Origin of the sequence: Polaromonas sp. JS666, assembly GCF_900103405.1 — a bacterium.
Taxonomy (GTDB): domain Bacteria; phylum Pseudomonadota; class Gammaproteobacteria; order Burkholderiales; family Burkholderiaceae_C; genus Polaromonas.
On record NZ_FNHX01000010.1, the window covers coordinates 26722 to 40307 of the forward strand.

A 13586-nucleotide genomic window follows, 5' to 3' on the forward strand; every position below is an offset into this window, starting at 1 on the left:
CTTCGAGCCTGCGGCGCGCTGCCCCTTTCCTCATATATGGGGGCCGTCCGCCTGCGGCCCGGCAAAGCCGGTTCCGCGGCTCCACTGGGTTAGTGTTAGTTCGTTTTTGGCCGGGGGTTGCTATGGAGCGCTTTCGAATGCACAAAAAGATTTCATCCCTATTGATTAGAACAAGGTCATGACACGGTATCTTTTGTCCCGGCTGGGCGGCATGCTGGTGGTCATGGCCATCGTGGCGGTGCTGGTGTTCATCCTCACGCGTGCCGCCCCGGGCGACCCGATCGCCGTGCTGCTGGGCGACCAGGCCACGGCCGAGGACATCGCCCGGGTGCAGAAGGTCTACGGCCTGGACAAGTCCCTGCCGGTGCAGTTTGCCTTGTGGATTCGTGAACTGGCGCACGGCAACCTGGGCGAATCGATCTTTCTGCAGCGGCCCGTGACCCAGGCGCTTTGGGAGCGGGCCGAGCCCACCGCCTTGCTGTCGCTGATGGCGGTCGCGATTGCCGCGTTGATAGGTGTGCCCTGCGGCATCGTTTCGGCGGTGTTTCGCGGCAAGCCGGTCGACCAGGTCTTTACCGGCTTCGCGATGCTGGGCGCCAGCGTGCCCAGCTTCTGGTTCGGCCTGGTGCTGATGCAGATATTCGCAGTCTCCCTGGGCTGGTTCCCGGTCTCGGGCTATGGTGAGCCAGGCGCCTCGCTGGCCGACCGCATCCATTGCCTGGTGCTGCCTGCCGCGGTGCTGGGTGTGCTCAATTCGGCGTTGATCATTCGCTTTACCCGCGCCTCCATGCTGGACGTGCTGGGCGAGGACTATGTGCGCACCGCGCGGGCCAAGGGCTTGTCTGAAAACGTGGTGGTGCTCAAGCATGCGCTGCGCAACGCGCTGGTGCCCATCGTCACCGTCCTTGGCCTGACGGTGGCGCTGATGATAGGCGGCGCGGTGGTGACGGAGACCGTGTTCGGTTTGCCCGGCGTGGGCAACCTGGTGGTGAGCGCGGTGATACGGCGCGACTACCCGGTGATCCAGGGCGCGCTGCTGGTGGTGGCCGCGATCTACGTGGTCATCAACTTCGCCATCGACCTGCTCTACACCGTCGTTGATCCCCGGGTGAAATACTGACATGCAGATGCCCCTGATTCTCCGCAAGCTGTTCCGTCGCCGCATCGTGCTGGCCGCGGCCATCGTTCTGGCGCTGGTCGTCCTGGTGTCGCTCTTCGCCGGTCCCCTGAGCGGCCTGGACCCGAACGAAACCGCCGTGAGCCAGCGGCTGTCCCAGCCCTCGTCCTCCCATTTGTTCGGCACCGACGAATTGGGCCGCGACCTGTTCGCCCGCATTGCCTTCGGCGGCCGCTATTCACTGACCATCGCATTGCTGACCGCGCTGGGCTCGGTGGTGAGCGGCACGCTGTTCGGCCTCGTCGCGGGATTCTTTCGCAGGCTCGATGCGCCGGTGATGCGTGTGGTCGACGCGATGATGTCTTTTCCCGACATACTGCTGGCGATCGCGCTGGTCGGCATCCTGGGGCCGTCAATGCTGAACGTGGTGCTGGCCCTGGTGCTGGTTTACACGCCGCGGGTGGCACGCGTGGTGCGCGCCTCCACCCTCGTGGTGCGCGAGCTGCTGTTCGTTGAGGCTGCGCGCGCCGTTGGCGTCTCCACCGCGCGCATTTTGTGGCGCCACATCTTGCCCAACCTGATGTCGCCCATCCTGGTGCAAACCTCCTTTATCTTTGCTTACGCCATCCTGGCCGAGGCCGCGCTGTCCTTCCTGGGCGTGGGCGTGCCGCCCGAGATTCCGACCTGGGGCACCATGGTGGCCGGCAGCCAGCAGTACGCCCACCAGGCGCTGTGGATCGTGCTGTTCCCGGGGCTGGCGATCATCCTCACTGCGCTCTCGCTGCAACTGCTGGGCGACGGCATTCGCGACCTGCTGGATCCACGCTTGAGGAAATCGATGTGAAGGAAATCGACGTGAACCGGTTGGAAGTCCGCCATCTCAGCACCTTTTTCGACACCGACGAAGGCCTGATACGCTCCGTTGCCGATGTGAGTTTCAGCATACGCCCCGGCAAGACCACCGCGCTGGTCGGCGAGTCGGGCTCCGGCAAGTCGGTGACCAGTCTCACGCTGATGCGCCTCTTGTCGCGCACCGCCTCCACCCAGGTCAGCGGCGAGGCGATGTTCACCAACCGCGCCGGCCAGACACTGGACCTGCTCTCGCTGCCCGAAGCCGGCATGCGGCGCATACGCGGCAATGAGATCGCGATGATCTTCCAGGAGCCCATGACCAGCCTGAACCCGGTCTTCACCGTGGGCGAGCAGATCGCCGAGTCGGTGCGCCTGCACATGGGGCTGGACCGCAAGGCCGCGCTGGCCCATGCGCTGCGCATGCTGGAGCTGGTCGAGATCCCGGCCGCCGCCCAGCGCCTGCACGAATACCCGCACCAGCTCTCGGGCGGCATGCGCCAGCGCGTGATGATCGCGCTGGCCATGGCCTGCAACCCGACGCTGCTGATCGCCGACGAGCCCACCACCGCGCTGGACGTGACGATACAGGCGCAGATTCTGGAGCTCATGCGCCGGCTGCAGGCCGAGACCGGCATGAGCATCCTCTTCATCACCCACAACCTCGGCGTGGTGGCGCATCATGCCGACGATGTGGCCGTGATGTACGCTGGCCGCATCGTGGAAGCCGCGCCGGTGCGCGAACTCTTTGCCCAGCCGCGCCACCCGTATACCCAGGGCCTGCTGGCCTGCCTGCCCGCGCAGCAGCGCAAGCGCGAACTGGCCAGCGGCCAGGCCGGCGCCAAACGCCGGCTCTACGCCATACGCGGCCAGGTCTCCAGCCCGCTGGCGCCGCCGCCGGGTTGCGCTTTTGAGCCGCGCTGCGACCTGGCGATCCCGTCCTGCCGCGACGCCATGCCGGCGCTGCTGGCGGCCGGGCCGACCCGCAGCGCGCGCTGCATACGCGTGGAAGAAACAGCTGTTGCCACGGTGGAGACGGTATGAGCGCCCCATTGATCGAAGTCAAAAACCTCCAGCGTTATTTCGGCGCGGCCGCCAAACCGGTGCGCGCGGTCGACGACGTGTCTTTCAGCATCCAGCCCGGCGAGACGCTGGGCCTGGTCGGCGAGTCCGGCTCGGGCAAAAGCACCATAGGCCGCACCCTGCTGCGCCTGATCGACGCCACCTCGGGCCAGGTGCTGTACCGCGGCGAGGACCTGGGCACGGCATCGAGCAGTCGCATGCGCGCGCTGCGCAGCAAGCTGCAGATGATTTTCCAGGACCCCTATGCCAGCCTGAACCCCAAGATGCGGGTCAAGGACATCCTGGGCGAAGCCCTGCAAGTGCACGGCCTGGCCAAGGGCAAAGAGGCGCGCGAGGCGCGCATCGCCGAGCTGCTGGAACTGGTCGGCCTGCGCGCCGAGCATGCCAGCCGCTACCCGCATGAGTTTTCCGGCGGCCAGCGCCAGCGCATAGGCGTGGCGCGGGCGCTCGCGGTCGAGCCCGAGTTCATCGTGGCCGACGAGCCGCTGTCGGCGCTCGACGTGTCCATCCAGGCGCAGGTGGTCAACCTGCTGTGCGACCTGCGCGACCGGCTCTCGCTCACCATGCTGTTCATCTCGCACGACCTCGACGTGGTCGAGTACCTGTGCGACCGCGTGGTGGTGCTGTATCTCGGCCGCGTGATGGAAGTCGCGCCTACGGCCGAGCTGTTCGCGCAGCCGCTGCATCCTTACACGCAAGCGCTGCTGGCCGCCTCGCCCAAGCCCGACCCCGAACACAAAAGCGAACGCATCGCGCTCAAGGGCGACATCCCCAGCCCGGTCAACCCGCCTTCGGGCTGCGTGTTCCGCACGCGCTGCCCGCATGTAATCGACGCCTGCTCAGTGGCGCGTCCTGAGCTGCGCGACATGGGCAAGGGCCGCTTCAAGGCCTGCATACGCGACGATATCGCCGGCGCCCTGCCTGTCGCTTTCGTGCCCGCTGCTACATTGGCCGCTGCCTGACAATCCGAAAAAACTCATGACCACATTGCAAGACCTCCTGGACCCGCAGCTTGACCGTTCCTTCAAGGGCTTTCCGCACAACAGCGGGCCGGTTCGCCGCTCCGAGATGGGCAAACAGGGCTGGAACGTGCTCAAGGGCGACCTGCCGCTGCCGCTGGCCGTCGTCAAGCAGTCGGCGATGAAGCACAACCTCGGCTGGATGCAGCGCTTTGCCAAAGGCCAGGGGGTCGATATGGCGCCGCACGGCAAGACCACGATGTCGCCGCAGCTGCTCAAGCGCCAGCTCGACGAAGGCGCCTGGGGCCTGACCTTCGCCACCGTCACGCAGATGCGCGCCGGCATCACGGCCGGCGCCAAACGCCTCATCATCGCCAACCAGGTGGTGAACGCCATGGACCTGGCCGGCATCCAGGGCATGCTGCGCGAATACCCGGGTTTGCGCATCGTGTTCCTGGTGGATTCAAAAGCCCAGCTGGCGCTGATCGAGGCCTGGGCTCGCGCCAATGCCGCCGCCATGGTTTCGCCCTTCGAGGTGCTGCTGGAGATCGGCGTTATGGGCGCGCGCACCGGCGTGCGCAGCGAGGCCGATGCCATAGCCCTGGCCGCCGCCATACGCACCAGCCCGGCCTGCCGCCTGGTCGGCATAGAAACTTATGAAGGGCAGGGCGCCACCGGCGATTCGGCGGCCGACAAGGCCTATGCCGATGCGCTGATGCGGCGCACCTGCGACATTGCCCTGGCTTGCGACCAGCAGGGGCTGTTCGACAGCGAGGAAATTTTGATGACGGCCGGCGGCTCGGCCATCTTCGACCTGGTCAGCGGCTGGCTCACGCCCAAGCTCTCGCGGCCGGTGCGCGGCCTGCTGCGTTCGGGCTGCTACATCACGCATGACCACGGCAACTACAAGCGCCTGGTCGGCGCCGTCAATGCGCGCCTGCACGACAGCGACGGCCTGCAACCGGCCATCGAGGTGTGGGCCACGGTGCAATCCTGCCCCGAACCGGGCCTGGCCATCCTGGCCGTGGGCCGGCGTGACCTGTCCTACGACCTGGAAATGCCGATACCGCTGTCCTCGATAGGCGCACCTGGCGCCGCGCCCGTGGCCGCTCCCGCGGACTGGAAGGTCACGGCGCTCAACGACCAGCACGCCTACCTGCGCGGCAGCGGCCCCGAACTGGCTGCGCTCAAGGTCGGCGACCTGGTCGCGCTGGGCATCTCCCATCCTTGCACCACCTTCGACAAATGGCGCTGGATGCCGGTTGTCGATGAGAATTACACGGTCTGCGATGCCCTCGTCACTTGCTTCTAAACTGCTGACCTCCTTCATGGGCCGCGCGGCTTCCCGCGCGCCGCAACCAAAGTCCTCATGACCTCACAAGTTCTTGCCAAAATCGCCGACGCCATCGCCAGCGCCCCCACGTCCCGGCGCAGCGTGCTGGAGTTGATCCTGCAAGACCCCCAGCGCGTGCTGGACGAAAGTTTTGAGCAGCTGGCGCAGCGCGCGGGCAGCTCGGTGCCCACCATCATGCGCACCTGCCGCGACCTGGGCTACCCGGGCCTGCGCGAGTTCAAGCTGGCGCTGGCGCAGGAAATGGCCGTGGGCGGCTCGCCGCTGAACCGGCGCGTGCGCCTCGACGACGATACCCGCCAGGTGATCACCAAGGTGACGCGCGGCGCCGCCATCGTGATCAACAGCGTGCAAGCCCAGCTCAGCGTGGAGGCAACGCAGGCGGCGGCCGACGCCATCGTCGCCGGCGCCCGGGTTGATTGCTACGGTGTCGGCGTTACCTCCAACTTCATGGCCTCGGACTTGCAGGCGCGCCTGTTCCGCATGGGCCTGGCCGCCAGCAGCTACCTGGACCCGCACCTGCAACTGATCTCGGCCGCCACCATCGGCCCGCGCGGCGTGGTGATGGCCATCACGCATGTCGGCGGCATGCCTTCTTTGCTGGAGGCCGTGGATGTGGCGCGCTCACAGGGCGCCACCGTCATCGCGCTGACGCAGCCCGGCTCGCAGCTGGCGGCCTTGGCCGACATCGTGCTGGGTGTGGAAGTGGCGCCCGACCCGGTGATGCCGGTGGGCCCCGAAGCCTACCTGGCGCACCTGACGGTGATCGAAATTCTCACCGTGCTCGTGGCGCAGCGGCTGGGCGACAAGGCGGTGAACCGGCTGGCAAACATCCAGCGCACGCTGGAGACGCGCGGCGTGGACATGCACCACCATCCCCGGCTCGACTGGGACGAAGACACCAAGCTCACGACAGGAAAAGTGCGATGACCCGCGCCACCCTGCTTGAAAACGGCCTGTTGGTGGACGGCTCCGGAGCGTCAGGCCAACCCGGCGATCTGCTGCTGGTGGATGACCGTATCGCGGCCGTCGGCCCGGGCCTGCGCCACCGCCTGCCGCAAGGCCTGGCCATCGCCGACGTCCAGGTGCACGATTGCACCGGCCTTGCCATCACGCCCGGCTTCATCGACGTCCACACCCACGACGACGCCATCGTGCTGAATGCACCCGGAATGTTTCCCAAGCTGTCGCAGGGCATCACCACGGTGGTCACCGGCAACTGCGGCCTGTCGGTTGCGCCCTTCGTGGTGGAAGAACCGCAGGGCGCCCTCACCCTGCTGGGCAATTCGTTCAAGTACCCTTCGGTGGATGCCTATGCAGGGGCGGTGGCCGAGGCGCAGCCGGCCGTCAACGTGGCGCCGCTGATCGGCCACACCACGCTGCGCTATGCCTGCATGAAGGACCTCAGCCGGCCGGCCACGGCCGATGAAGTGGCTGCCATGTGCGCTCTGCTGGAGCAGTGCATGGCCCAGGGCGCGATCGGCATGTCCTCGGGCCTGTTCTACGCCGAAGCCATGCCGGCGCCGGCGGCCGAGGTGACCGCGCTGGCGCGCGTGGTGGCCCGCCATGGCGGCATTTATGCCACCCACATGCGCTCGGAGATGGCCGAGATCCTGGAGGCCATGCACGAGGCCAGTGACTGCGCCTTCGAGGCCGGCGTGCCGCTGGTGATCTCGCACCACAAATGCGCCGGCCCGGACAACTGGGGCCGCACGCGCGAGACGCTGCCCTTGATCGATACGCTGGCCAAGCGCCAGGACATCGCGATGGATGTCTATCCCTATGTGGCCGGCTCGACGGTGCTGCGTGAAGACCTGGTCGACGGCGTCATCGACGTCCTCTTGAGCTGGTCCACGCCGCATCCCGAAATGATGGGCCGCACGCTGGCCTCGATTGCCGAGGAATGGGGCGTGGACCAGAAAACCGCCTGCCGCCGCCTGCAGCCGGGCGGCGCCTGTTATTTCCAGATGCACGAGGACGACGTCAAGCGCGTCATCGCGCATCCGCTCTCCATGATCGGCTCGGATGGGTTGCCGCACGACAGGCATCCGCATCCGCGGCTGTGGGGCGCTTTTCCCCGCGTGCTGGCCCGCTACTGGCGTGAGCAGAACCTCTTCCCGCTCGAAACCGCGATCTACAAAATGACGGGCCTGTCGGCGCGCAACTTCCGCCTGCACCAGCGCGGCCAGCTGCAGCCCGGCTGGCACGCCGACGTCGTGGTGCTGGACCCGGCCCGCGTGCGCGACGTGGCGACCTACCAGGATCCGATCGCGGTGTCGGAAGGCATCGAGAAGGTGTTTGTGAACGGTGAGCTGGCCTATGTCGCCGGTGATGCCGATGCAGCGCATGCCGGGGTGCAGGCGAGGGCAGGGCGTTTGTTAAAGCGCGGCGCGGCCTGAGCCCAAAGCTGCTGAGGGGCTCCCAACCCAGCAGGGGCCGCGGAACCGGCTTTGCCGGGCCGCAGGCGCAGCGGCCCCCTCACGTGATGAAAGGGGCAGGGAGAAGCCGAAGGCTACACGCAGTGAGCGACCGTGGGGGCTAATCAAGACTATCCACCGTATCCGGATCCGGCACATCCCCAATCGCCTCGCGCGTCAGCGCAGCCTGGCTTTTGAGCCAGTCGCAAAAAGCCACAACCTCGGGCCTGGCCACGTTGCGCGGGCCCACGATCAGCCAGTAGCTCATGGGCGACTCCATGCGCGTTTGCGGCAGCGGCTCGACCAGGTCGCCCGAGGCCAGGCTTTCGGCGATCAGCGGCAGCCGCGCCAGCACCACGCCTTGGCCGGTCAGTGTGGCCTGCACCATCTGGTAGGCGTAATTGAAGTACAGCCAGCGCTTGGCCTCGAGCTTGGGGCTGGCGTGCTCGTCCAGCCAGCGCCGCCAGGTCAGCCATTCCAGGTGGGTCTGGTGGGCGTCGCCGGCCTCGATCAGCGTGAACTGCGCGAGGTCGTCGGGTTTCTTCAAGCGCGGCCCGCTTTTGAGCAGCCAGGGGCTGATGACCGGCGTGATCTGCTCGCCGAAAAGCCGTATCGCGCCCGGCGGCATGTGGCTGGCCGGGGCGTAGCGCAGGGCTAAATCCAGGTCCGAGATGTCCAGGTCCACCGCGACGTCCGACGCATCAATCCGGATGTCGATGTCGGGGTTGTCGCGCTGAAAGCCCTCCAGCCGCGGGATCAGCCACATCGAGGCGAAGGAGGCGAAGGTGGTCAGCGACACACTCTTGCGCCCGGCGCTCTGGCGTATCTGCCGCACCGCGTTGTCTATGCGCTCCAGCGAAGGCGTGACGGCCCGCAGCAGGATGCCGCCGGCATTGGTCAGCTCCACGGCCCGGGTGTGGCGGTGGAACAGGCTCACACCCACGTCCTCCTCCAGGCCCTGGATCTGGCGGCTCACGGCCGACTGGGTCAGGGCCAGTTCCTCCGAGGCGGCGCGAAAGTTGAGGTGCCGCGCCACGGCCTCGAAAGCCCGGAGCTGGCCGGCGGAAATCGGCCGGGAACGCAAGTGTGTTTGTGAATGCAGCATGACAGTTCGGGTGTATTAGGGCAATTTCGGCCTGATTGATTGATGCGATTATGGAATGAATAGCTTACCGCGATTTCATTGGACCGCGCAAGCCGGCGGCGAGATGATTCAACCCTCATCACTCACTTTGTGCCTTTTTTGGAGAACACCATGGAACACTCAGCTTCTCACGCAGGCGACCGCTTTTTGCAACAGGCTACCGATGCCACCACCGGCCAGGTTGACGGGTTGGCGGGCTTCTGGAAGCTGGGTGCGGGACGGGCCCTGACCTTGCACGCCACCCAGGCCGGTGTGTTGCGAATTGCGCATGGCCGGGTCTGGGCCACCTTCGATTCCGCCAGCCTGGACGCCGAGGTGCGCGCCGGCGACCATTTTCTGAGCCGGGGCGAGAGCCTGACGCTCAAGGCCGGTGAGTCGCTCGTGATGGAGTCCTTCAGCGCGGGTCATGCCGCATCGGCCTATTTCAGCTGGGAGCCCATTGCGGCCTGCGCCACCGTCAGGCAACCCGCCGAGCCGGCCGGCTGGCGCGCCGGCGTGCTGCAGCCGTTGAGCGACCTGCGCGCCGCCTTCGGCCTGGCCACCGGCGCCCTGGGACGCCTGGCCCGCGGCCTGGTGCTGGGCGCGGCAGCGGCGATTGAAGCCCTGCTGACCCCGCTGGCCATGGTTTTTTTGACCGCCCGCGCCCGCCCCATGGCGGCCGGCCACGACTTTGATGCCTACAAAAACGACCAGCGCCGGCACCCGCACAACTACAACGTGCTGGCCATGTCCAACCTGGTGTAAACAGTTCTAGTCAGTGGCTCCTTCCGGAAGGGAGCTTTGAACCCGCAGCCGCAAGGCTGCGGGTTTTTTTATGCGCGGCTTTTTTTGGCCGGCGCCGCCTTGGTTTGGGTTTTGGCCTTGGCGGGAGCTTTTGCTTTCGGTTTTGGTTTTTTGGCTGGTTTGGCCGCGCGCGCCCTGAGCGCGCATTCCAGCGCCAGGCGGGCCCAGGGCAGCATCAAGGACGGCGACTCCATGGCCTCTTCGGGCGCGCTGTAGTAGCCGAGGCTGTGCGGGGAGCGCACACCGTTGCGGGTCATCTCGTAGGTGAAGCGGCCGCAGCCCTGGGCCTCGAACAGGCCGCGCGTGGCCTCGTCGGCCTTGAGCCACAAGGTCTCGCCGCTGCCCAGGTCGGCCACCAGGGCGAGGGTCAGGCCGCCGGTGCTGATGCCGAAGCCGCCGAACATGCGTTTGGCCGTGCAGGGCCCCGCGCCCGACAACAGCTCGCAGCAGTACATCGCAAAATCATTTTTGGGTGAGGCCATGGCGCAACGATAACAAAGCGCGGGCGCTTGCATCAACCGCGGTTTGCCTCCGCTGTCACCCAAGGGCGCGCCAAGCGCCCGCGGGCCGCGATAATTTGCGGCATGACCGCCGCATCCCAGACCCGTTCCCTTCCCGCTTCCGTCACGCCCCATGGCGGCTTGCCCGTGCGCGTGGTGGTCATGGGTGTGGCGGGCTGCGGCAAGTCGGCGGTCGGGCGCCTGGTGGCGCAGCAGCTCTCGCTGCCGCTGATAGAGGGCGACGACTTCCACCCGCCCGGCAACATCGCCAAGATGCAGCAGGGCATCGCCCTGACTGATGAGGACCGCGAGGGCTGGCTGCAGCAGCTGGGCGCCGAACTGGCGCGCCACCCCGAGGGTGTGGTGCTGACCTGCTCGGCCCTGAAAACCAGCTACCGCGACAGCCTGCGCGCCGCGGCTGCGGGCCTGCGCTTTGTGCACCTGGCCATCAGCCAGGCCGAGTCGCTGCGCCGCGTGTCCGTGCGCCCCGGCCACTTCTACCCGCCCAGCCTGGTGGCCAGCCAGTTCGAGGCCTTGCAGGATCCTTCAGCCGAGCCCGGCGTGCTGACGCTGGCCGGTGATGCGCCGCTGGAATCACTGGCGCAGAGCGCGGCGGACTGGCTGGCCGGCGCCCATCCTTGACGCACTTGAATCAGGGCGTGCGCGCCTTCATGGTGTCCACCACCAGGTCATGCAGGGCCTGCGCGGCCGCCGACAGGCTGCCTTCCTGCCGGCGCACCAGGTAGATCTTGCGCGTCAGGCCGCTGGCGGCCAGGGGCCGGGTCACCAGGGTTTTGCGCTCAAAGTGGAACAAGGTCAGCGCGGGCACCACGCTGATGCCCAGCCCGGCCTCGACCATGCCCGCGGCGGTGGCCAGCTGGTCGACTTCGAGCACGGTGTTGGCCTGCTGTGGATGCAGCGCCGCCTCCAGCGCCTGGCGCACGCTGCTGTTGCGCGACATATGGATAAAAGGGTAGGGCGCCAGTTTTTTCAGCGTCGGCGAAGCCTCGGCCGCCAGCGGGTGGTCCTTGCGGCACACCAGGTAAAAGCGGTCGGTGCAGACCAGCCGCGTGCTCAGGCCCGCATGGCTGACGCCGGTGGAGGCCAGCGCGAAATCGGCCTTGCCGCTCCTCACCAGGTCCACGCAGGCGTCCGACAGCAGGTCGCTGAGGTTGAGTTCTATACCGGGCCAGGCCTTCCTGAATTCGGCAAACACCGCGGGCAGCCAGCCCGCCGCCAGCGAGGGCAGGGCGGCGATGTGCACCCGGCCCTTGCGGCGCTCCACATGGTCGTTCAGGTCGACCAGGGCCGCGCCGAAATCCTCGACCAGGCGGCGCGCCGAGGTAGCGAAGAGCCGGCCCTCGGCCGTCAGTTCCACGCTGCGTGTGTCGCGGTCGAACAGCCGTGTGTTGAGCTCGCCCTCCAGCGTGCGTATCAGCGCGCTGAAGGCCGGCTGCGAAAGATGGCAGGTGGCCGCGGCCTGCGTGAAACTGCGCTGCTCGGCCAGGGCCAGGAAGGCGCGCAGCTGGCGCAAGGAGAGGTTGGGTTGGGCCATTTATCTGTGGTTCAAATTAATAGATCAGTATTTTCTATTTTACAAATAAGTGCCTAGAGCCTAGATTCAGGGCTTGCACGGCACGCCCATGATTCCATCCCCTCCTTCCCCTTTGTTGATAGGCTGCGCCGCCGGTTTTTCCGGCGACCGCGTCGACGCCGCCGGGCCGGTGGTGGACACCTTGATCGCGCGCGGCGGGCCGGCCTTCCTGATTTTTGAAACCCTGGCCGAGCGCACGCTGGCGCTCGCGCAGCTGCGCCGCCGGGCCGACCCCGATGCCGGCTTCGAGCCGCTGCTGGACGACATGCTGCGTCCCGTGCTGGCGCGCTGCCTGGCGCACAAGATTCGCATCGTGAGCAACTTCGGCGCCGCCAACCCGCTGGCGGCCGCGCGCCACATCCAGGCCATGGCCGCCGGCATGGGCCTGCCCGCGCCGCGCATCGCCGTGGTGGCGGGCGACGACCTCTCGGGCGCGCAGCATGAGCCCTTACTCGACCCGCTATTGCGCGCGCAGCTGGGCGCGGCCATGGACGGCATACGCAAGGTCAGCGCCAACGCCTACATAGGCGCCGAAGCCATCGCCGCCGCACTCGACGCCGGCGCGCAGATCGTGGTCGCCGGGCGTGTGGCCGACCCGTCATTGACGGTGGGGCCGGCCATGTCGCATTTCGGCTGGCGCGCCGACGACTGGGACCGGCTGGCGCGCGCCACCATGGCAGGCCATTTGCTCGAGTGCGGCGCCCAGGTCTGCGGCGGCTATTTCGCCGACCCCGGCTACAAGGAGGTGCCGGACCTGCACGCCGTGGGCTATCCCATCGCCGAAATCGACAGCGACGGCCACTGCGTGATCAGCAAGGCGGCGCGCACAGGCGGTGTGGTCAGCCTGGCCGGCGTCAAGGAGCAGCTGCTGTATGAAGTGCACGACCCGGCTGCCTACCTGACACCGGACGTGGTGGCCGACATCAGCGCCGCGCGGCTCAGCCAGGTCGGCCCCGACCGCGTGGCCTTGAGCGGCGTGCGCGGCCATGCGCGGCCGGCCAGCCTCAAGGTCAATGTCTGCCATGAAGGCGGCTGGCTGGCCGAAGGTGAAATCTCTTATGCCGGCCCGCGTGCCGAAGCACGCGCCCGCCTGGCCGCCGAAGTGCTGCGCCGGCGCCTGCCGGGGCTGGCGCTGCGTGTGGACCTGATAGGCGCGCTCAGCATCATGGGCGATGACGCCGGCCGTTTGCTGGCGCATACCCCCGCGGGTGATGCACGCGACGTGCGCCTGCGCGTTGCCGCGACCCATGCCGATCGCGCGCAGGCCGAGCGCCTGCCGCGTGAGGTCACCGCGCTGTACTGCTGCGGCCCGGCCGGCGGCGGCGGCGTGCGCACTTCGCTGACGCCCAGGCTCAATACCCTGTCCTGCCTGGTGCCGCGCGAAGCGGTGCCGCTGCGCTTTGAGATGCTGGAGGGCGTGCAATGAGTGCCGGTATCACAGTGCCCTTGTACCGCGCCGCCCACGGCCGCACTGGTGACAAAGGCAACCGCTCCAACATCAGCGTGATCGCCTGGCACCCCGATCTTTACCCCGTGCTGCTGGCGCAGGTGACCGAGGCCGTGGTGGCCCGGCACTTTGCCCACAGGCGGCCGGCCCGTGTGCAGCGCTTTGAGCTGCCGCAGCTGGCGGCGCTCAATTTTGTGCTCGACGAGGTGCTGGACGGCGGCGTCAACGACGCGCTCAACCTGGACACCCATGGCAAGGCCCTGTCCTTCTGGCTGCTGGATTTGCCCATAGAGATTCCCGCCGCGCTGGCGCCCTTGCTGGCGGGCCCGCCCTAAGGCTTTC

General features: G+C 67.4%; 14 protein-coding genes. 11 read left to right on the forward strand and 3 right to left on the reverse strand.

What is annotated here, in order from left to right; all coding sequences use genetic code 11:
* Positions 1-178: 178 nt before the first annotated feature.
* From BLQ85_RS19720 to BLQ85_RS19750, 7 genes are read left to right on the forward strand one after another with little or no spacing between them, the layout of a single operon-like run.
* Positions 179-1120 (forward strand): ABC transporter permease, encoded by a 942-nt coding sequence (locus BLQ85_RS19720; protein ID WP_074579554.1) that lies wholly within the window; start codon positions 179-181, stop codon positions 1118-1120.
* A 1-nt stretch (position 1121) separates the two neighbouring features.
* On the forward strand, positions 1122-1961 hold the full coding sequence (locus BLQ85_RS19725) for an ABC transporter permease (RefSeq protein WP_074579556.1): 840 nt from the start codon (positions 1122-1124) through the stop codon (positions 1959-1961).
* Entirely contained in the window at positions 1958-3010 is a 1053-nt protein-coding gene (locus BLQ85_RS19730) for an ABC transporter ATP-binding protein (protein WP_254806489.1), read from the forward strand. Before BLQ85_RS19725 ends, BLQ85_RS19730 begins: the two co-directional genes overlap by 4 nt.
* Positions 3007-4011 carry an ABC transporter ATP-binding protein gene (locus BLQ85_RS19735; protein ID WP_074579559.1) on the forward strand — a complete coding sequence of 335 codons (1005 nt, stop codon included), beginning with the start codon at positions 3007-3009 and terminating at the stop codon, positions 4009-4011. Before BLQ85_RS19730 ends, BLQ85_RS19735 begins: the two co-directional genes overlap by 4 nt.
* A gap of 16 nt (positions 4012-4027) precedes the next feature.
* On the forward strand, positions 4028-5320 hold the full coding sequence (locus tag BLQ85_RS19740) for an alanine racemase (RefSeq protein ID WP_074579561.1): 1293 nt from the start codon (positions 4028-4030) through the stop codon (positions 5318-5320).
* A 57-nt stretch (positions 5321-5377) separates the two neighbouring features.
* Complete coding sequence (locus BLQ85_RS19745; protein WP_074579563.1) at positions 5378-6289, forward strand: MurR/RpiR family transcriptional regulator; 912 nt, start codon at positions 5378-5380, stop codon at positions 6287-6289.
* On the forward strand, positions 6286-7758 hold the full coding sequence (locus tag BLQ85_RS19750; protein ID WP_074579564.1) for an N-acyl-D-amino-acid deacylase family protein: 1473 nt from the start codon (positions 6286-6288) through the stop codon (positions 7756-7758). Before BLQ85_RS19745 ends, BLQ85_RS19750 begins: the two co-directional genes overlap by 4 nt.
* A gap of 139 nt (positions 7759-7897) precedes the next feature.
* Here the strand turns inward: BLQ85_RS19750 and BLQ85_RS19755 are convergent, their stop codons facing one another.
* Positions 7898-8881, reverse strand: coding sequence for a LysR substrate-binding domain-containing protein (locus BLQ85_RS19755; RefSeq protein WP_074579566.1), 984 nt, complete (start codon positions 8879-8881; stop codon positions 7898-7900).
* Positions 8882-9031: 150 nt separating this feature from the next.
* On the opposite strand from BLQ85_RS19755, the gene BLQ85_RS19760 reads away from it, so the two are divergent.
* Complete coding sequence (locus tag BLQ85_RS19760) at positions 9032-9664, forward strand: DUF2917 domain-containing protein (protein WP_139201064.1); 633 nt, start codon at positions 9032-9034, stop codon at positions 9662-9664.
* A gap of 68 nt (positions 9665-9732) precedes the next feature.
* Here the strand turns inward: BLQ85_RS19760 and BLQ85_RS19765 are convergent, their stop codons facing one another.
* Positions 9733-10185 (reverse strand): TfoX/Sxy family protein, encoded by a 453-nt coding sequence (locus tag BLQ85_RS19765; RefSeq protein ID WP_175456158.1) that lies wholly within the window; start codon positions 10183-10185, stop codon positions 9733-9735.
* Positions 10186-10287: 102 nt separating this feature from the next.
* On the opposite strand from BLQ85_RS19765, the gene BLQ85_RS19770 reads away from it, so the two are divergent.
* Positions 10288-10845, forward strand: coding sequence for a gluconokinase (locus BLQ85_RS19770; protein ID WP_083336931.1), 558 nt, complete (start codon positions 10288-10290; stop codon positions 10843-10845).
* A gap of 10 nt (positions 10846-10855) precedes the next feature.
* On the opposite strand, the gene BLQ85_RS19775 is transcribed toward BLQ85_RS19770, so the two are convergent.
* Positions 10856-11758 (reverse strand): LysR family transcriptional regulator, encoded by a 903-nt coding sequence (locus BLQ85_RS19775; protein ID WP_074579569.1) that lies wholly within the window; start codon positions 11756-11758, stop codon positions 10856-10858.
* Positions 11759-11846: 88 nt separating this feature from the next.
* On the opposite strand from BLQ85_RS19775, the gene BLQ85_RS19780 reads away from it, so the two are divergent.
* Both BLQ85_RS19780 and BLQ85_RS19785 read left to right on the forward strand, forming a co-directional pair.
* Positions 11847-13223 (forward strand): acyclic terpene utilization AtuA family protein, encoded by a 1377-nt coding sequence (locus BLQ85_RS19780; protein ID WP_074579571.1) that lies wholly within the window; start codon positions 11847-11849, stop codon positions 13221-13223.
* Positions 13220-13579, forward strand: a complete 360-nt coding sequence (locus BLQ85_RS19785; RefSeq protein WP_074579573.1) for an AtuA-related protein — start codon at positions 13220-13222, stop codon at positions 13577-13579. The genes BLQ85_RS19780 and BLQ85_RS19785 overlap by 4 nt, the downstream gene beginning before the upstream one ends.
* The last annotated feature ends 7 nt before the right edge of the window (positions 13580-13586 follow it).